This is a genomic window from Streptomyces enissocaesilis (assembly GCF_039533765.1).
GTDB lineage: Bacteria > Actinomycetota > Actinomycetes > Streptomycetales > Streptomycetaceae > Streptomyces > Streptomyces enissocaesilis.
This window is the reverse complement of the sequence record NZ_BAAAUD010000041.1, coordinates 239,232-261,357: the sequence shown is the minus strand read 5'-3', so window position 1 is coordinate 261,357 and position 22,126 is coordinate 239,232. Positions and strand designations below refer to the sequence as shown.

Here is a 22,126-nt window from a genome sequence, read left to right as displayed (position 1 = left end):
CCGCCCGGGGTGCGCGGCGGCGGTGCGTGCGGGCGCCGCCGCGCCGGTACGCGCGCCGGCCGGCGCACCGCACCGGGGGCCCGCCCCCGCGCCGTACCCGCACACCGTCCGCCACACCGCCCGCCACGCTCTCCTCACCGCCCTCGTGTGCGCGCTGCTCGCCGCCGCGACCGGCGCCCGGCCCGAGCTCGCGGTGTGGCTGCTGCTGGCGCCGTTCGCGGTGCTCCTCGCGGTGGTGGACCACCGCGTGCACCGGCTGCCCGACGTACTGACCCTGCCGCTCGCCGCCGCGACCGCCGCGTTGCTGGGGCCGGCCGCGCTGCTGCCCGGCGGCGGCGGGTCGTGGCCGGCCGCGCTGCTCGGCGGCGTGGCCCTCGGCGGCGGCTACTTCCTCCTCTTCCTGATCAATCCGAACGGCATGGGCTTCGGCGACGTCAAACTGGCCGTCGCCCTGGGCACCGCGCTCGGCTGGTACGGATGGCCGGTCCTCTTCGCCGGGACGTTCGCCGGGTTCCTGCTCGGTGCGGTGTACGGCGTCGGGCTGATGGTCCTGCGGCGCGCCGGGCGCAGGACCGCGATCCCGTTCGGCCCCTTCATGATCGCCGGGGCCCTGGCGGGTCTGCTGCTGGGCGGACTGAGCGGACCGGGCGGACCGGGCGCCTGACCGCGCGCGCCAACCGGACAATCGTGAGAAGTTGCCATGAGACGCACGTATGGACGGACGGGCGGCACGGGAAGCCGCCTGCCCGCGATCCACCGCCGCAGCCGCAGCCAGGAGTGCCCGAATGACGCAGCCGACCCGCCCCACCCCGGAACTGCTCGCCGAACTGCGCAAGCCCCGCCCGTACCCGGCGGTATCGGTCACACTGCCCACGCACCGGCACTGGCCGGAGAGCCAGCAGGACGACATCCGCCTGCGCAACCTCCTCGGCGAGGCCGAGAAGCGCCTCGCCGGCGACCCCGAGGTCACCAAGGCCCAGGCGGCCGCAGTCGCCCAGCACCTGGCCGCCGCCGCCGACGAGCTCGACCCGGAGTACTTCGGCGGCGGCCTCGTCGTCTACGCCTCGCCCGAGGAGCACCGGAGCTTCCTCGTCGGCGGGTCCGTGCCCGAGCGCATCGTGATCAATACGACGTACCTCACCCGCAACCTGGTCGCCCTGGAGGCGCGGGAGCGGCCGTACCTGGTCCTCGTGCTCAGCACGGGGGAGGTGCGGCTGTGGCGCGGGCACGGCGACCAGGTGACCGAGGACCACGAGTCGGACTTCCCGGTCGTCTCGTCGGGCGCGGAACGCGAGAAGGCGCCCAGCCGTGACGGCGGCCAGTGGACCACCCAGGACTTCCGGAACATGCTCATGGACGCCGACAGGAAGCTCACGGGCGTGCTCCGGGCGACTCCGCTGCCGGTCGTGCTGGTCGGGCTGAGCAAGCACCTCTCGATCTACCGCGAGGTCACCAGCCACGGGCAGGCGATCGTCGTCGACCTTGAGGTGGGCGGGCTGACGCACACGACGCCGGCGGAGCTCTCCGCGCAACTGGCCCCGGCCCGCCAGGCCCTCGCCGACGGCGACACGGCGCGCGCGCGGCACGCGCTCGACGAGGCCCGCAGCGGCAAGCGCTACGCGGCGGGCGTGCAGGACGTGTGGCAGGCGGCGGGCGAGGGCCGGGTCGCGCTGCTCGTCGTCGAGGAGGGGCTGCGCGTCACGGCCCGCCCCGAGACCGTCGAGGGCGCACAGCGCGCGACCCTCACCCTGCTGGACGAGGCGGAGGCGGACACCGAGGGCGCGGAGGAGGACATCGTCGACTCGCTGGTGGAGACGGTGCTGTCCGCGGACGGCGAGGTCGTCTTCGTCCCCGACGAGTCCCTGGCGGACGCCCAGGGACTGGCGGCGGCCCTCCGCTACTGACCCCGGGGCCGCCCCGGACCGCCCCCGGCCCCGCCGTCTCCCCCGGCGAGCGGTCCTGCCGTGCCGTCATCCGCTCCCGTACAGTCGGCAACAGCTGGTACGGACAGAGGAGTTGGCAGTGAGCAACGGCACCGGACCTTACGTCTGCGGCATCGACGCCGGGATGGACGTGGTGGGCGGCAAGTGGAAGGCACTGATCCTCTGGGCGCTGGACCACGAGGGCACCCTCCGCTTCGGGCAGCTCAAGCGTCAGGTGCCCGGCGTCAGCGAGAAGATGCTGATCCAGCAGCTGCGCGAGCTGGAGGCGGACGGCATCGTCCACCGCGAGGTGTACCGGGAGGTCCCGCCGCGCGTCGAGTACTCGCTCACGGAGATGGGCGAGGGCCTCAACGAGGCTCTCGGCCCGCTCGGCGCCTGGGCCACCCGGCACATGGACCAGATCCTCGCCGCCAAGCACCGCGACGTGGCGTAGGGCGGAGTGCGGGACGGGCCGCGGGACGGGTGCGGGAGGGGCGCGCAAGACGGCGGCGCGGAGGGCGGGGAGAGCGCTGAGTGTCCCGGCCGTAAGCGGAGCGTCAAGTCGGGTCCCTCCGCCGGGTTAGCTCTTGGGGGTTACGGGGAGCGGCCCGCAGAAGCGTATTTTCCCTAGGGCCGACTGGCCCGGTGGCCGTCCAGTCGCCTGCGCGAAAAAAATCAGGACCGACTTTTGGCGGGGCGCGGCCCCGAGCACCCCTCACGAAGGGTTATGGTGGAAACCCCCCCTCGGGCCGGTCCGTATCCCCCCCACGGACCGGCCCGTTTTTTCATGTCGTCAGTGCCGTCAGCCCCGCCCGGCCCAGATGTTGGTGCCCTCGGTGTCGACCGCGAAGGTGTCGATCTCCTTCAGTTCCTCGTCGGACAGGGCGGGCCCGCCCAGCGCCGCGACGTTCTCCTCCAGCTGCCGCACGCTCGACGCGCCGATCAGCGCCGACGTCATGCGCGGGTCGCGCAGCACCCACGACAGCGCCAGCTGGGCGAGGGACTGGCCGCGCCGCGCCGCGATGTCGTTCAGCCCGTTCAGACGGCGTACGACCTCGTCCGACAGCAGCTGCGGGTCGAGCGACTTGCCCTGCGTGGCGCGCGAGCCCTCCGGGATGCCCTTCAGGTACTTCCCGGTGAGCAGCCCCTGCGCGAGCGGCACGAACGAGATGCAGCCCATGCCGGCCTCCTCCAGGGTGTCGAGCAGGCCGTCGTCCTCGGTCCAGCGGTTGATCATCGAGTACGAGGGCTGGTGGATCAGGGCCGGTACGCCCATCTCCCGCAGCAGCCCGGCCGCCTCGGCGGTCTGCTCGGAGTTGTACGACGACACACCGGCGTAGAGCGCCTTGCCCTGCTTCACCGCGGACGCCAGCGCGCCCATCGTCTCCTCGAGCGGGGTCTCCGGGTCGAAGCGATGGGAGTAGAAGATGTCGACGTGGTCGAGGCCCATCCGGGACAGCGAGGCGTCCAGCGAGGACAGCAGGTACTTGCGCGAACCCCACTCTCCGTACGGCCCGGGGTGCATCAGGTAGCCGGCCTTGGTGGAGATGACCAGCTCGTCCCGGTACGGGGCGAAGTCCTGGGCGAAGATCTTCCCGAAGTTCAGCTCGGCGGAGCCGGCCGGCGGGCCGTAGTTGTTCGCGAGGTCGAAGTGCGTCACACCGAGGTCGAACGCGCGGCGCAGGATCGCGCGCTGCGAGTCCAGCGCGCGGTCGTCGCCGAAGTTGTGCCAGAGGCCGAGCGAGACGGCGGGCAGCTTGAGACCGCTGCGGCCGGTGCGCCGGTACTCCATGGAGTCGTAGCGGTCACCGGCAGCGAGGTACGAAGGGGAATCAGTCACATTCCCCTCCTTATCACGGACTTGTGACAGGCCGGGTTGGGCCGCCGGGACGGCCGCGCAGTAGTGTGGCCGCTTCGGGACCGCACGTGTGCGGCGGACAACGGCCGCGCGTGCCTGATGGTCCCGCGGGACGACCGACACGCACGACGCCATGAGGTGAGACCCAGTGAACCTGCGCGACCTGGTGTACAGGCTGTACGCACGCAGGGTGGAAGGCCGTCTCGACCACGACCAGGTGCCCAAGCACATCGGCGTGATCCTCGACGGCAACCGGCGCTGGGCGAAGGCCTCCGGCGGCACCACCGAGCAGGGACACAAGGCGGGTGCCAGCAAGATCCAGGAGCTGCTCGGCTGGTGTGCCGAGACGGACGTCGAGGTCGTCACGCTCTGGATGCTCTCCACCGAGAACCTGGACCGCCCCGAGGCCGAGCTGACGCCGCTGCTCGGCATCATCGAGGGCGCGGTCCGCGACCTCGCCGCCGACGGCCGCTGGCGCGTGCACCACGTCGGGACGCTGGACGTGCTGCCCGCCCGTACCCAGTCCGTGCTCAAGGAGGCCGAGCAGGCCACGATCGGCAACGACGGGATACTCGTCAACGTCGCCGTGGGCTACGGAGGCCGCCAGGAGATCGCGGACGCCGTGCGCTCGCTCCTGATGGAGCACGCCGGGAAGGGCACCTCCCTGGAGGAGGTCGCCGAGCTCGTCGACGTCGAGCGCATCTCGGAACACCTCTACACGCGCGGCCAGCCGGACCCTGACCTGGTGATCCGCACCAGCGGCGAGCAGCGGCTCTCGGGCTTCATGCTCTGGCAGAGCGCCCACTCGGAGTACTACTTCTGCGAAGTCTTCTGGCCGGCCTTCCGCAAGGTCGACTTCCTGCGCGCCCTGCGTGACTACGCGGCCCGCCACCGGCGCTACGGGACCTGATCCGCGGCGCCCGTGCGTACACCGGGAGGCGCGGGAAGGTTCCCGCCTCACGAGGTGTCATATGCCATGGCATGACGACGGGCGAGAAAGGGAATACCCCTTCCAGGTCGACGTCCGGTCCACGGACGCCGTATCTCAGTGAGCGGCAAGTCCGCTCGCCCGGGAGGCCCCGTGCACCAGGACGACCACGCGCGGAGCGTGGACGAAGCGGAGGGCCGGAGTTCGGCCCGCGCATCGCGGTCCGAGCCCGGTCCCACCGCTCGCGACGCCGTCGCACCCCGACCTCAGGCTCGTCTTCAGAGGGGGTACGTCCTTCCGTGGTGACCAGCACAAAGCGCCGCATGCCCGACAGGCGCACTTACGTTCTCGACACCAGCGTCCTGCTGGCCGACCCCAACGCCATGTCCCGCTTCGACGAGCACGAAGTCGTGCTGCCGATCGTCGTGGTCACGGAGTTGGAGGCCAAGAGGCACCATCCGGAACTCGGCTACTTCGCCCGGCAGGCCCTGCGCCTGCTCGACGACTGCCGGATCAGGTACGGACGCCTCGACGCCCCCATCCCGATGGGCGACCTGGGCGGAACGCTCCGTGTCGAGCTCAACCACTCCGATCCCGGCGTGCTCCCGGCCGGCTATCGATTGGGGGACAACGACTCACGGATCCTGGCGGTGGCACGCAACCTCCAGGCCGAGGGGTTCGACGTGACCGTCGTGTCGAAGGACCTGCCGCTGAGGATCAAGGCGTCCTCGGTCGGACTGCTCGCCGAGGAGTACCGGGCGGAGCTCGCCATCACCGACTCCGGCTGGACCGGGATGGCGGAACTGACGCTCTCCGCCGAACAGGTGGACCTGCTCTACACCGAGGAGACGGTGTACGAACCGGCCGCCGCGGACCTTCCCGTCCATACGGGCCTGGTCATCCAGTCCGAGCGCGGCAAGGCGCTGGGCCGGGTGACCGCCGAGGGCACGGTCCGGCTCGTACGCGGCGACCGGGAGGCGTTCGGCATCCACGGGCGCAGCGCCGAGCAGCGGGTGGCGCTGGACCTGCTCCTCGACCCGGACGTCGGCATCGTCTCGATGGGCGGGCGCGCGGGCACCGGAAAGTCGGCGCTGGCGCTCTGCGCGGGTCTTGAGGCGGTGCTGGAGCGGCGGCAGCACAAGAAGGTGATGGTCTTCCGGCCGCTGTACGCGGTGGGCGGGCAGGAGCTCGGTTATCTGCCCGGCTCCGAGTCCGAGAAGATGAGCCCCTGGGCGCAGGCGGTCTTCGACACGCTGTCGGCCGTGGCGGGCCGCGAGGTGATCGAGGAAGTGCTGGGGCGCGGCATGCTCGAAGTGCTGCCGCTCACGCACATCCGGGGCCGCTCGCTGCACGACGCGTTCGTGATCGTGGACGAGGCCCAGTCGCTGGAACGGAACGTCCTGTTGACCGTTCTGTCCCGGATCGGGGCGAATTCACGGGTGGTGCTGACCCACGATGTCGCCCAGCGCGACAACCTGAGGGTCGGCCGGTACGACGGAGTGGTCGCCGTCGTCGAGAAGCTGAAGGGCCATCCGCTCTTCGCGCACGTCACTCTCACCCGTTCGGAGCGCTCGCAGATCGCCGCACTGGTGACCGAAATGCTGGAGGACGTGCACCTCTGAGTCCTCTGGTCTCCCTCTGACCCCTCTCATCCCATAAGGGGGGAAAGGCAGTTGGCGCCGTCCGGCCGGGCGCAGGATCCTAGCCGGGCGGCGTCGCGCTGCGGGGAAATTTCGGTGAAACGAGTGGGACAAACGGCGTGTGAGCTTTCCCACGCAACGAATAATTGCTTCCCGGCGTCCGCTTCCGGCAGAGTCTTGCTTCCGTCAGGCCCCGCATACGGCACACCAGTACGCCGCCTCCTCACGAGGATGCGGCACCACACAACTCAACAGCCGTCGCCGTATGCCGCCCGAGTCACTACGCGGCGCTCCCGCAGAGGAGTTGCCCACCGGGTCCGCGCCTCCCCGAACCAACGCGAGGGAAGGCCAGTGCCAGGGGCACGATTGCGTCCGCGAGGTCACCCGAGCGGGCACTGCTGGAAGGAAACCGTGTGAGCCGGATTTCGGTCCGGGGATTCGCCGTGGCTTCGGCTACCGCGGTCACCACTGTCGGCGCCGTCGTGGGCGTCGCCTCGGGCGACACTCAGCCCTCGAACGAGAACTTCGAGGCGACCGCAGCCGACATGACGCTCCTCGCAGACATCCCTGCCGGCCAGCAGGCCCAGGTGCAGACCGCGTCCCTGACGCAGCAGGCCGACGCACAGGCCTATGCCGCCGATGTGAACGCGAAGAAGGCCGCGGAGGAATCGGCCCGCCTCCAGGCGGCCAAGGACGCCAAGTCCAAGAAGGAGGCCGCCGAGGCGAAGGCCGAAGCGGACCGCAAGGCGGCCGAGGAAGCGAAAGCGAAGGCGAGGGCGAAGGCCGCCGAGGAAGCCAAGGAGCGCGAGGAGCAGAAGGAGCAGGCCGCCAGCCGCTCCGCCACGCGTGACGCCACCAGCTTCTCCGCGAAGAGCTCCTACACCGTCGCCGAGGTCCAGGCGATGGCGCGGCAGATGGTGCCGGGCGACCAGTTCCAGTGCTTCAGCAACATCGTGAACCACGAGTCGACGTGGAACTACCAGGCGAGCAACCCCTCGTCCGGTGCCTACGGCCTCGTGCAGGCGCTGCCCGCCTCCAAGATGTCCTCCGCGGGCGCCGACTGGCGGACCAACCCCGCCACCCAGATCAAGTGGGGCCTGAACTACATGGACGAGCGCTACGGCAGCCCCTGCGGCGCCTGGTCGTTCTGGCAGGCCAACCACTGGTACTAGTACCGGCGGCAGCTCAACCTCGCAGAGCCCCTCACCGTCCTACGGTGGGGGGTTCTGCGCGTGTACGGTCGGACCGGTGTCTCCCCCGGGGGACCGCGACGGGGAAGAAGAGAGAGCGACATGTCAACACAGCCAGAGCCACAGCCGGAACCACAGCCGCAGCAACAGATACAGCCGGGATGGCTCGGCCGGCTGGGAGCGGGACTGTCCCGGATCGGGGAGCGGCTGAACGAGCGCCGCGCCGAGGCCGAGGCCGACGACGCCACGGGCCCCGGCGGCGCGCCGCCGTACGGCTCCGCGGACGCCGGTGTCGAGCACGTCCCCGCGCCGCCCGCCTACGCCCCCGCCGTCGCCGCCCGGCCCGACCCCGTCGCCGCCGTCCCGTGGGGGATGCGCGTGGCGGCCGAGGCGAGCTGGCGGCTGCTCGTGCTGGCGGGCACGCTCTGGGTGCTGATGAAGATCATCAGCGCTGTGCAGCTGGTGGTCCTCGCCTTCGCCGCCGCCCTGCTCGTCACCGCGATGCTCCAGCCCACGGTCGCCCGGCTGCGCAGGACCGGACTGCCGCGCGGCCTCGCCACCGCCGTCACCGCGGTCCTCGGCTTCGTCGTCATGGGTCTGGTCGGCTGGTTCGTGGTGTGGCAGGTCATGGAGAACATCGACAACCTCTCCGACCGGCTCAAGGACGGCATCGAGGAGCTCAAGCGCTGGCTGCTCAACAGTCCGTTCCACGTGACCGAGAAGCAGATCAACGACATCGCGGAGAACCTCACCGACGCGGTCGCCACCAACACCGAGGAGATCACCTCGGCGGGCCTCCAGGGCGTCACCGTGATCGTCGAGCTCCTCACCGGCATGCTGCTCGCGATGTTCTCGACGCTCTTCCTGCTGTACGACGGCAAGCGCATCTGGCAGTGGACGCTCAAGCTGGTGCCCGCGCAGGCCAGGCCCGGCGTCGCGGGCGCGGGGCCGCGCGCGTGGCGCACGCTCACCGCGTACGTGCGGGGCACGGTGATAGTGGCCCTGATCGACGCGATATTCATCGGCCTCGGGATCTGGTTCCTCGACGTACCGATGGCCGTGCCGCTCGCCGTCTTCATCTTCCTGTTCGCCTTCATCCCGCTGGTCGGCGCGGTCATGTCGGGCGCGCTGGCGGTGGTCGTCGCGCTGGTCACGCAGGGCGTGTTCACGGCGCTGATGGTGCTGATCGTCGTACTGGCCGTACAGCAGATCGAGGGCCACGTGCTCCAGCCGTTCATCCTCGGCCGCGCGGTCCGGGTGCATCCGCTGGCCGTCGTCCTCGCGGTCGCGGCGGGCGGTCTGGTCGCCGGCATCGGCGGCGCGGTGGTGGCGGTGCCGCTGGTGGCGGTGACCAACACGGTGGTCGGCTACTTGCGGACGTACAGCATGGAGACGGCGCTGCGTACGGCGCCGGAGCCGCGGGGCGCCACAGCGGCCGGACCGGCGCAGGCACCCGCACCGGAACCTGGACCCGCGCCGGCATCCGCGTCCGCGCCGGTGCCGGCGCAGGGGGAGGGCGCGGTGGGCCAGGAGTGATCTCCGAACCGGAGCTGGTGGGGGACTTCCCGGCCGCGCAGGCCCCCGAGACCGTGACGAGCACGGACGGGGAACAACACCCCGGGGGGCCGCACGGCCGCCGGCCGTGGCTGTGGGCCGTGGGCGGCGCGGTGGCCGCTTCGGCGGTGTGGGCGGGCGGGCTGTACGCGGTGGGGGCGGGGCAGGCGGTCGACACACGGGGCTACCGGGTGGGCAAAGGGTTGTGTGCCAAGGCCGAGCTGACGGCCTTGTCGCTGGAGCTCGGGAAGCCGTCGGAAGACCCGGTCGAGGTGGCGAGCGAGCACAGCGCCCTGGACACCGCCCGTTGTGTCTTCGGCTTCGATCCGAGGGGAAAGCCGTCCGAGGACGGGGCCGCGGTGAGCTACGAGGTGTGGCTCGATGTCGAACTGCACAAGAAGACCGACCCCGAGCCGGAGTTCGAGGCCCTCATCGACCAGCCCCGCCACGGCGACGTGGTGCCGCCGCTGACGGTGGGAATCGTCGGCCTCGGGGAGACGGCGTTGCTGACGGAGCCGGGCGAGATGGAGGGCCGGCGGCTGATCGTCCTGGACGGCGGCGCGGTGTTCGACCTCCGGGTCACCCCCACCATGGGGTACGGCGACCAGGAACCGCCGCCGGACGATGCCGGGTCAGAGCCGGAACCGCCCCCGCTCGAAGCCTCCATGATCGAGGACGTGCGGGACCTCATGGCCGCGCTCAAGGGCTGACGCACACGCGTGAGGGGCCCCGGCGGACATCGCGTCCGCCGGGGCCCCTCAGGTGCGTACTGCCGACTACTCGGCCAGGACGGCCTCGGAGTCGATGGTCACGCCGACGGCCTGGATCACCGCGGCGATCTTGACCGCCTCCTGGATCGTCTCGCGCTCGACACCGGCCTTGCGCAGGACCTGCTCGTGCGAGTCCAGGCACTGGCCGCAGCCGTTGATCGCGGAGACCGCGAGCGACCACAGCTCGAAGTCGACCTTCTCGACGCCCGGGTTGCCGATGACGTTCATCCGCAGACCGGCGCGCAGCGTCCCGTACTCCGGGTCGGAGAGCAGGTGGCGCGTGCGGTAGAAGACGTTGTTCATCGCCATGATCGCGGCGGCGGACTTGGCGGCGGTGTACGCCTCGGGCTTGAGGTTGGCCTTCGCCTCCGGCTCCAGCTCACGCAGCACCCGGGGCGACCGCGAGGCGATCGCGCAGGCCAGGACCGTGCCCCACAGCTGCTGCTGCGGGAGGTCGCTGTTGCCGATGACCGAGCCGAGGTTCAGGCGCAGGTCCTTGGCGTAGTCCGGTACGGCGGACTTCAGCTCGTCGAGTGCCATGTCAGTCACTCGCCCGACAGCAGGGCGACGGGGTCCAGGGTGTTCTCGCCCTTGGTCCAGTTGCACGGGCACAGCTCGTCGGTCTGGAGCGCGTCGAGGACCCGGAGGACCTCCTTGGGGTTACGGCCCACGGAACCGGCGGTCACCATCGTGAACTGGATCTCGTTGTTCGGGTCGACGATGAAGACGGCGCGCTGCGCGAAGCCGTCCTCGCCCTCGATGCCGAGGTCACGCATGAGCTCGTGCTTGGAGTCGGCCAGCATCGGGAACGGCAGGTCGGTCAGGTCCGGGTGGTCCTTGCGCCAGGCGTGGTGCACGAACTCGGAGTCGCCGGAGAAGCCGAGGACCTGCGCGTCGCGGTCGGCGAACTCGTCGTTCAGCTTGCCGAAGGCGGCGATCTCGGTCGGGCAGACGAAGGTGAAGTCCTTGGGCCACGCGAAGACGACGCGCCACTTGCCCTCGTAGGACTTGTGGTTGATCTGCTCGAACTCCTTGCCGGCCTCCAGGGACACACAGGCAGTGAGGTCGTACGTGGGGAACTGGTCACCAACAGTGAGCACACGCGCTCCTTGCAGAGAAGGAAATCCCGTTACGGGAGGTTCCTGGGGGTTGGACGGATCCCCACAGTGACACAAGAAGCATTGATCGCGGAAATAGCTAGACTGGCTTGATCCGATCGGAGGTGGTTATCAGTGGCCAGTGGTGCCGGGAGCGGTGGGAACGGCGGCAAGGGCAAGCAGCCCAGCCTCGCGCAGCTGCGCGCGTTCGCCGCCGTCGCCGAGTATCTGCACTTCAGGGATGCTGCCGCCGCGATCGGCATGAGTCAGCCGGCGCTGTCCGGGGCGGTCTCGGCGCTGGAGGAGACCCTCGGCGTGCAGCTCGTCGAGCGTACGACGCGCAAGGTCCTGCTGTCTCCGGCGGGGGAGCGGCTCGCGGTGCGGGCCCGGGCCGTGCTCGACGCGGTGGGCGAGCTGATGGAGGAGGCGGAGGCGGTACGGGCGCCCTTCACCGGGGTGCTCAGGCTCGGGGTGATCCCGACGGTGGCGCCGTACCTGCTGCCGACGGTGCTCACCCTCGTACACGAGCGGTATCCGGAACTGGACCTCCAGGTGCACGAGGAGCAGACGTCCTCGCTGCTGGAGGGGCTGGCGGCGGGGCGGCTCGACCTGCTGCTGCTCGCGGTGCCGCTCGGGGTGCCGGGGGTGGCCGAACTGCCGCTGTTCGACGAGGACTTCGTGCTGGTCACCCCGCGGGGCCACGGACTGGGCGGGCGCGCCGGCATACCGCGCGAGGCGCTCAGGGAGCTGCCTCTGCTGCTGCTCGACGAGGGGCACTGCCTGCGCGACCAGGCGCTCGACATCTGCCGGGAGGCGGGCCGCACCCAGGGCGCACCGGTCACGACGACCGCCGCCGGCCTCTCCACGCTGGTGCAGCTGGTCGCGGGCGGGCTCGGGGTGACGCTGTTGCCGCGCACGGCGGTGAAGGTGGAGACGGACCGCAACGACCAGTTGGTGACGGGGTACTTCGCCGACCCGGCGCCGTCGCGCCGGGTCGCACTGGCGATGCGGACGGGGGCGGCGCGCCAGAGCGAGTTCGAGACGTTCGCGCAGGCGCTGCGGGAGGCGATGCGGAGGCTGCCGGTGCGGGTGGTGGCCGGCGCGGGGTGAGATGGGGGTCCTTCGGGCCTTGCCCTCGAACGCCGGAGGGGACGGGGGATCCAGCCCCTCCGGCCTGGGGGAGCGGGGCCCCGGTGGCGGGAAGGGGCGGGGTGGGGAACGGCCCCGCAGGACCGGGGCTCCTACGGGGCCGGGGGCTCCGTTTCCGCGTCCGTGTCCGCGTCCGTGTCCGCGTCCGGCTCCTTCGGGGGCCGCCCCCGGCGGCGGATCGGCGCCGCCCCGCCGGGGAGCCTGCCGCTCTCCGACAGCGCCCGCCGCAGCAGGAACTCGATCTGCGCGTTCGCGCTGCGCAGCTCGTCGGACGCCCAGCGGGCCAGGGCGTCGTACACGACGGGATCCAGCCGCAGCAGCACCTGCTTGCGCTGCCGCTGCGGCTGCTTCCGCCGGGGAGTCTCGTCCGTCACTGGTAAAGGGTGCCGGTGTTGAGGACGGGCTGGGCGGACCGGTCACCGCACAGCACCACCATCAGGTTGCTGACCATCGCCGCCTTGCGGTCCGGGTCGAGCTCGACGATGTCCTGCTCGGCGATCCGGGTGAGCGCCATCTCCACCATCCCGACCGCCCCCTCGACGATCTGCTTGCGCGCCGCGACGACCGCGCCGGCCTGCTGGCGCTGGAGCATCGCCGACGCGATCTCGGGCGCGTACGCGAGGTGGGTGAAGCGGGACTCGATGATGTGGACCCCGGCCGCCTCGACGCGCGCGTGCAGCTCGACCGCGAGCTTCTCGGTGATCTCCTCGGCGTTGCCGCGCAGGGACAGGCCGTCCTCGTCGTGGGCGTCGTAGGGGTACTCGATGGCGATGTGGCGTACGGCGGCCTCGGTCTGGGTGGCGACGAACTCCAGGAAGTCGTCGACCTCGAACGTGGCCTGCGCGGTGTCCTCCACCTTCCAGACCACCACCGCGGCCAGCTCGATCGGGTTGCCGTAGGCGTCGTTGACCTTGAGGACCGCGGTCTCGTGGTTCCTGATCCGGGTCGAGATCTTCGAGCGGGTGGTCAGCGGGTTGACCCAGCGCAGCCCGTCGGTGCGGATGGTGCCGCGGTAGCGCCCGAAGAGCTGGACGACGCGGGCCTCGCCCGGCGCGACCATGTTGAGGCCGCACATCGCGAGGAACGCGGCGAAGGCGACCAGGATGCCGGCGACGATGAGCGCGGCCTTCGGTCCGGTCGTGGTGAGGGTGGCGCCGAAGACGGCGAGGGCCGCCCCGGCGAGCAGCCCCAGCAGGCCCAGCAGCAGGGCGAGGCCGCCGCCGATGCTGTGCGCGGCCCTCTCGCGGACGCGTGGCGCGGGCATCTCGGGCAGGTCGGCAGGTACGGACGGGCTGGGCGTGGACGGGCTGGTCGTGGGCATGGTGGTCCCCCCGGTTTCGTGCGCTGGTGGTGCTCCGGTTGTTCTAGCAAAGTGATATCACTTTTTGGGCGTTCGTAAACCTGTGCGGGGGTTTTCGCAACCCTGGAGCCTCCTCATGAGTCGGTTCCAGTGAGACAGGTGCTGATTGTCACGTACGGAAAAGGGCGGATCGGCAGCCCTTTGTCCGCAGGTGCGGTGTTAGCTTTCTGAGCTGACATCCGGGGGACTCGACGAGCGGAGTTACGGACCAATGGGCCGAGCGGAAGCGCGACAGGACCGGAAGCGCGGTGCGCGCCGGGCGAAGAAGCCGGGAGGCATACGCCGCTTCTTCACCTGGAAGAAGGTGCTGGGCACCTTCTTCGGGCTCTGCCTGCTCCTGATGGGCGTCTTCGTGGCCCTGTACATATGGGTCCCGGTACCGGCGGCCAACGCCGAGGCCAAGCTGCAGAGCAACGTCTACAAGTACAGCGACGGCGAGATCATGGCCCGGTCCGGCGAGGTCAACCGTGAGATCCTCCCGCTCGCCAAGATCCCCAAGGACGTCCAGACCGCCTTCGTGGCCGCCGAGAACCAGAACTTCTACAAGGACTCCGGCGTCGACTTCAGGGGCACCGCGCGCGGCCTGCTCAACACCGTCACGGGCAAGGGCAAGCAGGGTGGCTCGACCATCACCCAGCAGTACGTGAAGAACTACTACCTGACCCAGGACCAGACGGTCACCCGCAAGCTCAGGGAGCTTGTGATCTCCATCAAGGTGGACCGGAAGCAGAGCAAGGAATACATCCTGGCCGGGTATCTCAACACCAGCTACTTCGGACGCGGCGCGTACGGCATCCAGGCCGCGGCCCAGGCGTACTACGGCGTCGACGCCGAGGAGCTGACCGTCTCGCAGGGCGCGTACCTCGCGGCGCTCCTCCAGGCCCCCAGCCAGTACGACTGGGCGGTGGCAAGCCCCACCAGCAGGAAGCTGGTCGAGGAGCGCTGGAACTACGTACTCGACAACATGATCGAGATGAAGGCGCTCGACCGGACCGAGCGCGACGCCATGAAGTTCGACATACCGGAGGACCCCAAGGGCGCCGCCGGTATGGAGGGCCAGACCGGCTACATGGTCGACGCCGCGAAGGCCGAGCTGAAGAAGCAGGGCGTCAGCGACGCCGAGTTCGACGCGGGCGGCTGGACGATCACGCTCAACATCGACGAGAAGCGCCAGAAGGCGCTGGAGCGGGCGGTCGAGCGGCAACTGGAGTCCCAGCTCGACCGCAAGAAGAACAAGGTCGACGCGACCCTCCAGGCCGGCGCGACCTCGGTGGACCCGAAGACCGGCAAGGTCGTCGCGCTGTACGGGGGCGTGGGCGCCACCGAGCACTACCTCTCCAATGCCACCCGCTCCGACTACCAGCCGGCCTCGACCTTCAAGCCCGTCGTCCTCGCCGCCGCCCTGGAGAACGACTCCACGACGCAGGACGGCCGGCCCATCACGCCCCACACGATCTACGACGGCACCAGCAAGCGCCCCGTCGAGGGCAGCCCCACCCCCTTCGCCCCGCAGAACGACCTGGGCAGGAGCTTCGGGCCCATCCCCGTCGAGCAGGCCATGGCCAGTTCGGTCAACTCCGTCTTCGCGCAGATGGCCGTGGACGTCGGCCCCGCGCGCGTCAAGGAGACCGCCCTCGGCCTGGGCATGGAGGACAAGGGCGGCTTCGACGAGCGCCCCGCCATGTCCCTCGGTGTGATGGGCGCCAGCACGATGGACATGGCGGGCGTCTACGCGACGCTCGACAACCACGGCAGGAAGGTCACGCCGACCATCGTGAAGTCCGCGGAGCACAAGGACCGCGAGGGCGGCCGGGTGGATCTCCCCGAGCCGGCCCCCGAGCAGGTCGTCGACCGGTCGACGGCGGACAGCGTGACCAAGGTGCTGACCGGAGTCGTGAGGAACGGTACGGGGCGCCAGGTCTACAGCCCGGCCTACAACGCGGCGGGCAAGACCGGCACGTCGGAGAAGAACCGCTCCGCCTGGTTCGTCGGCTACACCCCCGAACTCTCCACCGCCGTGGCCATCTTCGGCGAGTCCACGAAGCGGGGCGGCGGGCAGGTCTCCCTGACCGGTACGGCCAACGCCGGCCGCGCCAGCGGTGGCGGTTTCCCCGCCAAGATCTGGGCGGACTACACCCGCGGCGCCCTGGGCGGCGGCTCCGACGCCGACTTCGACCTGGAGATCGACCCGGACGACACCTATTCGCCCCCGCCGACCGACACCCCCGAACCGACCCGTACGCCGACCACGCCCCCGGCGACCCCGACCACGCCTCCGGCCGACACGCCGTCCAGCACGCCCCCGAGCCGTACGCCGACGAGCAAGTCCCCGGACCCGACCGTGACGACCACCCCGCCCGCCACCGGCGGCGGTGACACCGAGGGCGCCGACGGCGGTGCGGACGACGGTGGCGCCACGGACGGCGGGGACACCGGTGGCGGCGACACGGGCGGTGACACCGGCGGCGGGGACACCGGTGGCGGCGACACGGGCGGTGACACCGGCGGCGGGGACACCGACGGCGGCATCACCGAGGGCGGCACGAACATCGGCGGCCGCGACGACACCCGGCCGCCGCGTCCCTGAACGGACACGCCTGACGGACACACCGGGGCGGGCGCCCTGACGGACAGCGCCCGCACGGCTGCGGCGGACACCACCGGGTGTCCGCCGCAGCCGTGCGCACCGAGCCGCGGAGCGGCTACGAGCGGGTGGCGAGCTCGAACCAGACGACCTTGCCGGACGACAGCCGCGTCGCGCCCCACCGTCTCGCCAGCCGGTTCACCAGGAAGAGCCCGCGCCCGCCCTCGTCCGTCTCCCGCGCCCGCCGCTGCCGCGGCAGCTGCGGCGAGTCGTCGCCGACCTCGCAGCGCAGTACGTCCGTCCGCAGCAACCGCAGCGTCACGGGCCGCTCGGCGTACCGCACCGCGTTCGTCACCACCTCGCTGACCAGCAGCTCCACCGAGTCGCTCAGCTCCTCCAGACCCCAGCGCACCAGTGCCCGCCGCGCCAGCCTGCGAGCCCGGCCGGGCGCCTGCTCCTCAGGCTCCAGGAACCAGTACGCGACATCGCTCGGCGCGATCCCGTCGAAACGGGCGGCGAGCAGCGCGATGTCGTCGTCGCGGTCACCGGGCCCGAGCATGTCGAGTACGTCGTCGCACAGGGCTTCCAGCGGCGGGGAGTGGTCGGGCCCCGTCAGCTGCGCGGTGGCGGCGAGCCGCTCCCGCAGCTGCTCGATGCCCGTCCACACGTCCCGCAGCCGCGACTCGACCAGCCCGTCGGTGTACAGCAGCAGCGTGGCGCCCGCCGGGGCGTCCAGCTCGACGGCCTCGAAGTCGACCCCGCCGACGCCGATGGGAGCGCCCGGCGGCACCCGGAGGACCTCGGCCCGGCCGCCCAGGTGCAGCAGTACGGGCGGCGGGTGCCCCGCGTTGGCGATGGTGATCCGGTGCGAGACCGGGTCGTAGACGCAGTACAGGCAGGTCGCCATGCGGTCCGAGCCCAGCCGCTGCGCCTGCTCGTCGAGGTGGTGCAGGACCTCCTGCGGCGGCAGGTCGAGACCGGCGAGGGTCTGCGCCGTCGTCCGCAGCTGGCCCATGATCGCGGCGGATGTCATGGAGTGCCCCATGACGTCGCCGACGACGAGCGCGACGCGGCTGCCCGGCAGCGGGATCGCGTCGTACCAGTCACCACCGACGCGGGCCGTCTCGGCGGCCGGCAGGTAGCGCGAGGCCAGCTTGACGCCGGTCGGCTGGGGGAGCGAGTCGGGCAGCATGGTGCGCTGGAGCTCGTCGGCGATGTACGCCTCACGCCCGTACAGCACCGCCTTGTCGATGCCGAGCGCCGTGTGCGTCGCCAGCTGGGCGGCGACCAGCAGGTCGTTCGCCTCGAAGGCGTGCCGCTCCGGGCGGCGCAGGAACACGGCGGCGCCGATCACCCGGCGCCGGCCGCGCAGCGGCGCCAGGATCGCACGGCGTCCGCCCGGCAGTCCCATGGAGTCCCCGAGCAGCTCGGACAGGGCCGCCCGGGCGGACGCGGAGTCGCCGAACACCGGGCGTACGCCCCTGAGCACCTCGGCGAGGGCCCCGCCGCTGCGTACCTCGCACAGCTGCGGCGCGGGCATCGGCTCGGCCTGGAGGTCGAGCTCCTCGGTCCCGTCGTCGGCCGAACGCAGCCGGTCGGTGCGGCGCAGGCGCAGCATGAAGGGCACGGCGGGACGCTCGTCGCCGACCGGGAGCGGGTCGCGCAGGTACACGAGGATCGCGTCGGTGAAGGTCGGCACGGACGCCCGGCACAGGCCGAGCACGATCTCGTCGAGGTCGATGCCGCGCGCGATCCGCCGCGTCGCCGCCCCCACGAACCGCAGCCGGTCTCCCTCTCCTCTGGTCGCCCCGACGGGCTCCGGGACTCCGCCGGCGGCCGGCGTGGGAGCTGCCGCAGGACTTGGCACCACCGCGGACACCTCCTCCTGCCGTGGCCGGGTGCGCTCGTGCGGCCTGGCGACCAGGGGCTGCCGGCCTTCGTGCGAGGTGGACTGGTGCTCCGTCACGCGTGGGGTTCCGTCCGTCCGGGGAGCTTGTGCGAGGCAATCGCTCTGTGGGGCGGTATACCCGCTCTGCGGGCGGCCTCGTCAGGGTGGCGGTCCCGGAACTCCGCGGACTTGCTCGCGGGCACGGCTCCACCCCCCTGTGGTGACATACGGTCAGTTCCTTTTCGGGGACCGCCAGTTGCCGGCGGGCCCGGTGCGTCCAGTGCGCTCGATGGTGCGGAAGACGATCCTACGTTTGGCCCATGGGGGCGTATCAAGGGTCTCACGGTGCCATGTGAACAGGAGTGCGGTCCCAGTCATCGGGCAATCGGGGCACGGCCCATTTCGGATCGGGCCGCCAGTGCTCCCAGCCGTCGCGGAACGGGGCGCCCCACGCGCTGATCACGTCGACCGCGGCCCGCCCCGCGGCCCGCACCCGCCGTGCCTGGGCGGCGCTCAGCAGCCCGACCCGGCGGGCCTGGGCGAACTCGTCCTCGTCGAGCCACTGCCAGGCGCGGTCCGGGTGCACGGCGATGTCGAGGAAGTGGTCCTCGGAGTCGACCCCGCCCGACCAGCGGGTGCGCGGCTCCTCCAGGTTCACGTACCAGTTCTTGAACCGCCAGCCCTGGTCCCAGAACAGCCACACCGACCAGGGCTCGCCGGGCCGCGCCAGCTTCAGCACGCCGGTGCCCCACCACCGCGAGGTGGTCGTGGTGCGCGGCGCCGTGTAGCGGGTGGCGAGCGGCTCCTCGTGCACGGGCGTGCCGTCCGCCAGCACCGGCCGTACGCACGGGGTGCCCGGCGCCATCCACACCGCGAGGATCTCGTCGGTGTCGCGGACGACCGTGACGGGGCGGCAGATGTGGATCCGGTCGGAGGCGTTGCCGCGGTAGCGCCAGAGGATGTGGTCCCCCGGCGCCCAGCGCGCCCCGCCCGTCTCACCCGCCGTATCTGTCATGAGCAGATCTTAGGAGTACGGGTGGCGGGGCGCTGCGACCGAGGTCACGGCTGCGCCGGAGGTGGGTTCAGAGATACGTCAGAGGCATGTCACGGGTATGTCATGCGCAGCACGTCCAATGCCTCGTCGAGCTGCGCCACGGTGAGGTCGCCCCGCTCGACGTACCCGGACTCCAGGACGACTTCGCGGATGGTCTTCTGCTCGGCGAGGGACTTCTTGACGACCTTCGCGGCCTCCTCGTAGCCGATGTACCGGTTGAGCGGGGTGACGACGGACGGCGACGACTCCGCGTAGGTGCGGGCGCGTTCGACGTCGGCCGTGATGCCGTCGACCGTACGGTCGGCCAGCAGCCGGGACGCGTTGGCGAGCAGCCGCACCGACTCCAGGAGGTTCTTCCCCATCACCGGAAGCATGACGTTGAGCTCGAAGTTGCCCGCGGCGCCGGCCGCCGCGACCGTCGCGTCGTTGCCCGTCACCTGGGCCGCGACCATCAGAACGGCCTCGGGAACGACCGGATTCACCTTGCCGGGCATGATCGAGGAGCCCGGCTGGAGGTCCGGAAGGCTGATCTCGGCCAATCCGGTGCGCGGTCCCGAGGCCATCCAGCGCAGGTCGTTGCAGATCTTGGTGAGGGAGACCGCGATCGTACGGAGCTGGCCGGACGCCTCGACGAGCCCGTCCCGCGCGCCCTGCGCCTCGAAGTGGTCGCGGGCCTCGGTGAGCGGCAGCCCGGTGGCGCGGGTGATCTCGGCGATGACGGCGGCGGAGAAGCCGGGCGGGGTGTTGATGCCGGTGCCGACCGCCGTACCGCCCAGGGGCAGTTCGGCCAGGCGGGGCAGGGAGGCCCGCAGCCGCTCCACGCCGTAGCGCACGGCCGCCGCGTAGCCGCCGAACTCCTGGCCCAGGGTGACGGGCGTGGCGTCCATCAGGTGCGTACGGCCCGACTTGACGACGTCCGCGAACTGAACCGCCTTGCGCTCCAGGGCGGCCGCGAGGTGGTCGAGGGCCGGGATCAGATCGCCCGTCACGGCGGCGGTGGCCGCGATGTGGATGGACGACGGGAACACGTCGTTGGACGACTGGGAGGCATTGACGTGGTCGTTGGGGTGGACGGGGCTGCCGAGGCGCTCGGTGGCGAGCGTGGCGACGACCTCGTTCATGTTCATGTTGGAGGACGTGCCGGAGCCGGTCTGGAAGACGTCCACCGGGAAGTGCTCGTCCCACCGCCCCTGGGCGACCTCCCCGGCCGCCTCCTGGACCGCCCGCGCGATGTCCTTGTCGAGTACGCCGAGTTCGGCGTTGACCTGGGCGGCGGCCGCCTTGATGCGGGCCAGGGCCTCGATGTGGGCGCGCTCCAGGCGCTGCCCGGAGACGGGGAAGTTCTCCACGGCCCGCTGGGTCTGGGCCCGCCACTTGGCGTGCGCCGGGACCCGTACCTCACCCATCGAGTCGTGCTCGACGCGGTAGGCGTCCCGGTGGTCGTCGCGGTGGTCGTCGGTCGTCATGATCACGTACCTCCTGTGGAAAGTTCGAAAAAGTTGAGCACTTGTCTTGTTCTGCGTATTCCCAAGTCGCCTACCCACCAGTAAATAACGGGGGTAACAACAAACCGGGGAGGCGCAATGCAGCGCACACGGCTCAGACTCCGCTCTACGGTCCTTCGCTCCACGGTCGCCGCGACCGCCGCGCTCGCGGCGGCCGTCGGCGGTCTGGCGGCGACCACCCCCGCCACCGCCGCCGACAGGATGTCATCGGCGTCCACGCCCCTTCCGGCCGAACTGGAGGCGGTCCGGGCCGCCGAGGCCACCCGGCTCTACGGCGACCCGGCCGAGCGGCCCATGGACCAGCGCAGGACCGGGCTGATCTCGCTGGGCGACAGCGAGATATCCGGCGAGGGCGTCGGCACGTACGACCCCGCCACCAACCGCCCCGGCAACTGGTGCCACCGCTCGCCGGACGCCGCGATCCACCGCACCGGCATCGCGGCCGACGTCACGTACAACGTCTCCTGCTCGGGCGCGTACACCGGCAACATCAGGATCGGCGGAACCAGGCAGTACGCCGACGAACTGGTCCAGAGCGACAACCTGGCCGTCAAGGCCCGCAACACCCGCATCAAGATGGTCCTGCTGGTCGCCGGAGCCAACGACGACCTCCAGTTCGGCCCGGTGATGACGGACTGCGTCACGCGCTGGCTGACCGTCCAGGGCCCCTGCGAACCCAAGTACGCCCCGGGCTGGCAGGCGCGCGTCGACGGGCTCGTCCCCAAGGTGGAGCAGACGGTCCGGGACCTGCGCAGCGTCATGCGCGACGCCGGATACGCCGACGGCGACTACAAGATGGTCGTGATGGGCTACCCCAGCCCCATCGGCCCCGACATCAAGGACAACCCGAACTTCCCCGGCAAGATCCCCGGAGGCTGCGCGGGATACGACTCGGACGCGGCCTGGGGCCGCGACAGCGCGGTGCCGGCCTTCGAGCGCGGCATGCGCAGGGCGGCGGCCAGTACCGGTTCCGTCTACCTCGACAACTCCCGCCTCTTCCACGGCCACGAGGTGTGCATGGAGGACCCCTGGGCGCGCGGCCTCTACATCGACCTGTCCAAGCCGGGCCTCCCGGACGAGAACTCGGTCCGCCAGTCCTTCCACCCCAACATCCGCGGCCACGCGGCCTTCGCGTCCTGTGTCACCCAGATCTACAACTCCACCCTGCGCGAGGCGAGCTGCGCGGACCCGGCGAGTACGGGAAAGCCGGAGCTCTTCGCGGGGGCGTGGGACGACGCGTACAAGCCGCTGAAGAACACGGGGACGGGCACCTGCGCCGACGTCCCCGGATCGACGACGCGCAAGGGGACGGCGGTCGGCGGCTGGGACTGCCACGGCGGCCGGAACCAGGGCTGGTGGTACGACACCGAACGGAAGTCGCTCCGCACGGAACTGAGCCACGACCGGTGCCTCGACGTGCCCGGGGCGAAGTACGGGGCGGGCACGGGCCTGGTCCTCTGGGACTGCTCGGGCGCGCCGAACCAGCAGTTCGTGCGGGACGGCTCCACGATCCGCCCGGCGGCGTCGGCGGGCCTGTGCGTGACGCTCGCGGCGGCGAAGGACCCGCTGCGGCTCCAGCCCTGCACGGGCGCGGCGAACCAGCGGTTCGCGTAACCGGGGCGGCGCG

At 71.2% G+C, this 22,126-nt stretch carries 19 protein-coding genes; 11 read left to right on the top strand and 8 right to left on the bottom strand.

Going from position 1 to position 22,126, the window contains the following annotated elements:
• The 3 genes from ABD374_RS21570 to ABD374_RS21560 form a co-directional block, all read left to right on the top strand.
• Nucleotides 1–664, top strand: a 664-nt coding sequence (locus ABD374_RS21570) for a prepilin peptidase (protein WP_344497213.1), incomplete at its 5' end; no start/stop codon positions are given.
• 121 nt (nt 665–785) lie between these two features.
• A complete protein-coding gene (locus tag ABD374_RS21565; RefSeq protein WP_344497212.1) occupies nt 786–1,904 on the top strand; it encodes a baeRF3 domain-containing protein in 1,119 nt (372 codons plus the stop codon).
• Nucleotides 1,905–2,016: 112 nt separating this feature from the next.
• Nucleotides 2,017–2,376, top strand: a complete 360-nt coding sequence (locus ABD374_RS21560; RefSeq protein ID WP_425577297.1) for a winged helix-turn-helix transcriptional regulator — start codon at nt 2,017–2,019, stop codon at nt 2,374–2,376.
• Between the two features lie 348 nt (nt 2,377–2,724).
• Here ABD374_RS21560 and mgrA read toward each other — a convergent pair whose 3' ends face one another.
• Complete coding sequence (gene mgrA / locus ABD374_RS21555; protein ID WP_344497211.1) at nt 2,725–3,762, bottom strand: L-glyceraldehyde 3-phosphate reductase; 1,038 nt, start codon at nt 3,760–3,762, stop codon at nt 2,725–2,727.
• A 166-nt stretch (nt 3,763–3,928) separates the two neighbouring features.
• Here mgrA and ABD374_RS21550 point away from each other — a divergent pair, with 166 nt between their 5' ends.
• The 5 genes from ABD374_RS21550 to ABD374_RS21530 all read left to right on the top strand — a co-directional run bounded on the left by ABD374_RS21550 (nt 3,929) and on the right by ABD374_RS21530 (nt 9,802).
• Nucleotides 3,929–4,690 carry an isoprenyl transferase gene (locus tag ABD374_RS21550; RefSeq protein ID WP_344497210.1) on the top strand — a complete coding sequence of 254 codons (762 nt, stop codon included), beginning with the start codon at nt 3,929–3,931 and terminating at the stop codon, nt 4,688–4,690.
• Nucleotides 4,691–5,007: 317 nt separating this feature from the next.
• The gene (gene phoH2 / locus ABD374_RS21545; RefSeq protein WP_344497209.1) at nt 5,008–6,330 is read left to right on the top strand and encodes an RNA 5'-3' helicase PhoH2; all 1,323 of its coding nucleotides are present in this window, start codon (nt 5,008–5,010) and stop codon (nt 6,328–6,330) included.
• A 431-nt stretch (nt 6,331–6,761) separates the two neighbouring features.
• Entirely contained in the window at nt 6,762–7,520 is a 759-nt protein-coding gene (locus ABD374_RS21540; RefSeq protein WP_344497208.1) for an aggregation-promoting factor C-terminal-like domain-containing protein, read from the top strand.
• A 120-nt stretch (nt 7,521–7,640) separates the two neighbouring features.
• Nucleotides 7,641–9,074, top strand: coding sequence for an AI-2E family transporter (locus tag ABD374_RS21535; RefSeq protein ID WP_344497207.1), 1,434 nt, complete (start codon nt 7,641–7,643; stop codon nt 9,072–9,074).
• On the top strand, nt 9,071–9,802 hold the full coding sequence (locus ABD374_RS21530) for a hypothetical protein (protein ID WP_344497206.1): 732 nt from the start codon (nt 9,071–9,073) through the stop codon (nt 9,800–9,802). Before ABD374_RS21535 ends, ABD374_RS21530 begins: the two co-directional genes overlap by 4 nt.
• A gap of 66 nt (nt 9,803–9,868) precedes the next feature.
• Here the strand turns inward: ABD374_RS21530 and ABD374_RS21525 are convergent, their stop codons facing one another.
• Together ABD374_RS21525 and ABD374_RS21520 are read right to left on the bottom strand one after the other, a co-directional pair.
• Nucleotides 9,869–10,402, bottom strand: coding sequence for an alkyl hydroperoxide reductase (locus ABD374_RS21525; protein WP_344497229.1), 534 nt, complete (start codon nt 10,400–10,402; stop codon nt 9,869–9,871).
• Nucleotides 10,403–10,407: 5 nt separating this feature from the next.
• The gene (locus tag ABD374_RS21520) at nt 10,408–10,962 is read right to left on the bottom strand and encodes a peroxiredoxin (RefSeq protein ID WP_093799289.1); all 555 of its coding nucleotides are present in this window, start codon (nt 10,960–10,962) and stop codon (nt 10,408–10,410) included.
• 132 nt (nt 10,963–11,094) lie between these two features.
• Between ABD374_RS21520 and ABD374_RS21515 the strand changes: the two genes are divergently transcribed.
• Complete coding sequence (locus tag ABD374_RS21515; protein WP_344497205.1) at nt 11,095–12,069, top strand: hydrogen peroxide-inducible genes activator; 975 nt, start codon at nt 11,095–11,097, stop codon at nt 12,067–12,069.
• Nucleotides 12,070–12,200: 131 nt separating this feature from the next.
• Here the strand turns inward: ABD374_RS21515 and ABD374_RS21510 are convergent, their stop codons facing one another.
• Together ABD374_RS21510 and ABD374_RS21505 are read right to left on the bottom strand one after the other, a co-directional pair.
• A complete protein-coding gene (locus tag ABD374_RS21510; RefSeq protein ID WP_344497204.1) occupies nt 12,201–12,482 on the bottom strand; it encodes a type II toxin-antitoxin system antitoxin in 282 nt (93 codons plus the stop codon).
• Nucleotides 12,479–13,429: an SPFH domain-containing protein gene (locus ABD374_RS21505; RefSeq protein WP_344497203.1), complete on the bottom strand. Its 951-nt coding sequence runs from the start codon at nt 13,427–13,429 to the stop codon at nt 12,479–12,481. Before ABD374_RS21505 ends, ABD374_RS21510 begins: the two co-directional genes overlap by 4 nt.
• Before the next feature lie 250 nt (nt 13,430–13,679).
• Between ABD374_RS21505 and ABD374_RS21500 the strand changes: the two genes are divergently transcribed.
• Complete coding sequence (locus ABD374_RS21500) at nt 13,680–16,055, top strand: transglycosylase domain-containing protein (RefSeq protein WP_344497202.1); 2,376 nt, start codon at nt 13,680–13,682, stop codon at nt 16,053–16,055.
• Between the two features lie 115 nt (nt 16,056–16,170).
• Here ABD374_RS21500 and ABD374_RS21495 read toward each other — a convergent pair whose 3' ends face one another.
• The 3 genes from ABD374_RS21495 to ABD374_RS21485 form a co-directional block, all read right to left on the bottom strand.
• Nucleotides 16,171–18,018 (bottom strand): SpoIIE family protein phosphatase, encoded by a 1,848-nt coding sequence (locus ABD374_RS21495; protein ID WP_344497201.1) that lies wholly within the window; start codon nt 18,016–18,018, stop codon nt 16,171–16,173.
• Nucleotides 18,019–18,280: 262 nt separating this feature from the next.
• Complete coding sequence (fomD, locus tag ABD374_RS21490) at nt 18,281–18,955, bottom strand: cytidylyl-2-hydroxypropylphosphonate hydrolase (RefSeq protein WP_344497200.1); 675 nt, start codon at nt 18,953–18,955, stop codon at nt 18,281–18,283.
• Nucleotides 18,956–19,044: 89 nt separating this feature from the next.
• The gene (locus ABD374_RS21485; protein WP_344497199.1) at nt 19,045–20,460 is read right to left on the bottom strand and encodes a class II fumarate hydratase; all 1,416 of its coding nucleotides are present in this window, start codon (nt 20,458–20,460) and stop codon (nt 19,045–19,047) included.
• A 117-nt stretch (nt 20,461–20,577) separates the two neighbouring features.
• On the opposite strand from ABD374_RS21485, the gene ABD374_RS21480 reads away from it, so the two are divergent.
• Nucleotides 20,578–22,113 (top strand): ricin-type beta-trefoil lectin domain protein, encoded by a 1,536-nt coding sequence (locus ABD374_RS21480; protein WP_344497198.1) that lies wholly within the window; start codon nt 20,578–20,580, stop codon nt 22,111–22,113.
• The last annotated feature ends 13 nt before the right edge of the window (nt 22,114–22,126 follow it).

What these genes read in the sequence shown, in the direction of transcription:
- ABD374_RS21480 (WP_344497198.1), top strand. Translation starts at nt 20,578, where the DNA reads ATGCAGCGCACACGGCTCAGACTCCGCTCTACGGTCCTTCGCTCCACG.
- ABD374_RS21500 (WP_344497202.1), top strand. Translation starts at nt 13,680, where the DNA reads ATGGGCCGAGCGGAAGCGCGACAGGACCGGAAGCGCGGTGCGCGCCGG.
- ABD374_RS21525 (WP_344497229.1), bottom strand. Translation starts at nt 10,402, where the DNA reads ATGGCACTCGACGAGCTGAAGTCCGCCGTACCGGACTACGCCAAGGAC.
- ABD374_RS21505 (WP_344497203.1), bottom strand. Translation starts at nt 13,429, where the DNA reads ATGCCCACGACCAGCCCGTCCACGCCCAGCCCGTCCGTACCTGCCGAC.
- ABD374_RS21535 (WP_344497207.1), top strand. Translation starts at nt 7,641, where the DNA reads ATGTCAACACAGCCAGAGCCACAGCCGGAACCACAGCCGCAGCAACAG.
- ABD374_RS21485 (WP_344497199.1), bottom strand. Translation starts at nt 20,460, where the DNA reads ATGACGACCGACGACCACCGCGACGACCACCGGGACGCCTACCGCGTC.
- fomD (WP_344497200.1), bottom strand. Translation starts at nt 18,955, where the DNA reads ATGACAGATACGGCGGGTGAGACGGGCGGGGCGCGCTGGGCGCCGGGG.
- ABD374_RS21565 (WP_344497212.1), top strand. Translation starts at nt 786, where the DNA reads ATGACGCAGCCGACCCGCCCCACCCCGGAACTGCTCGCCGAACTGCGC.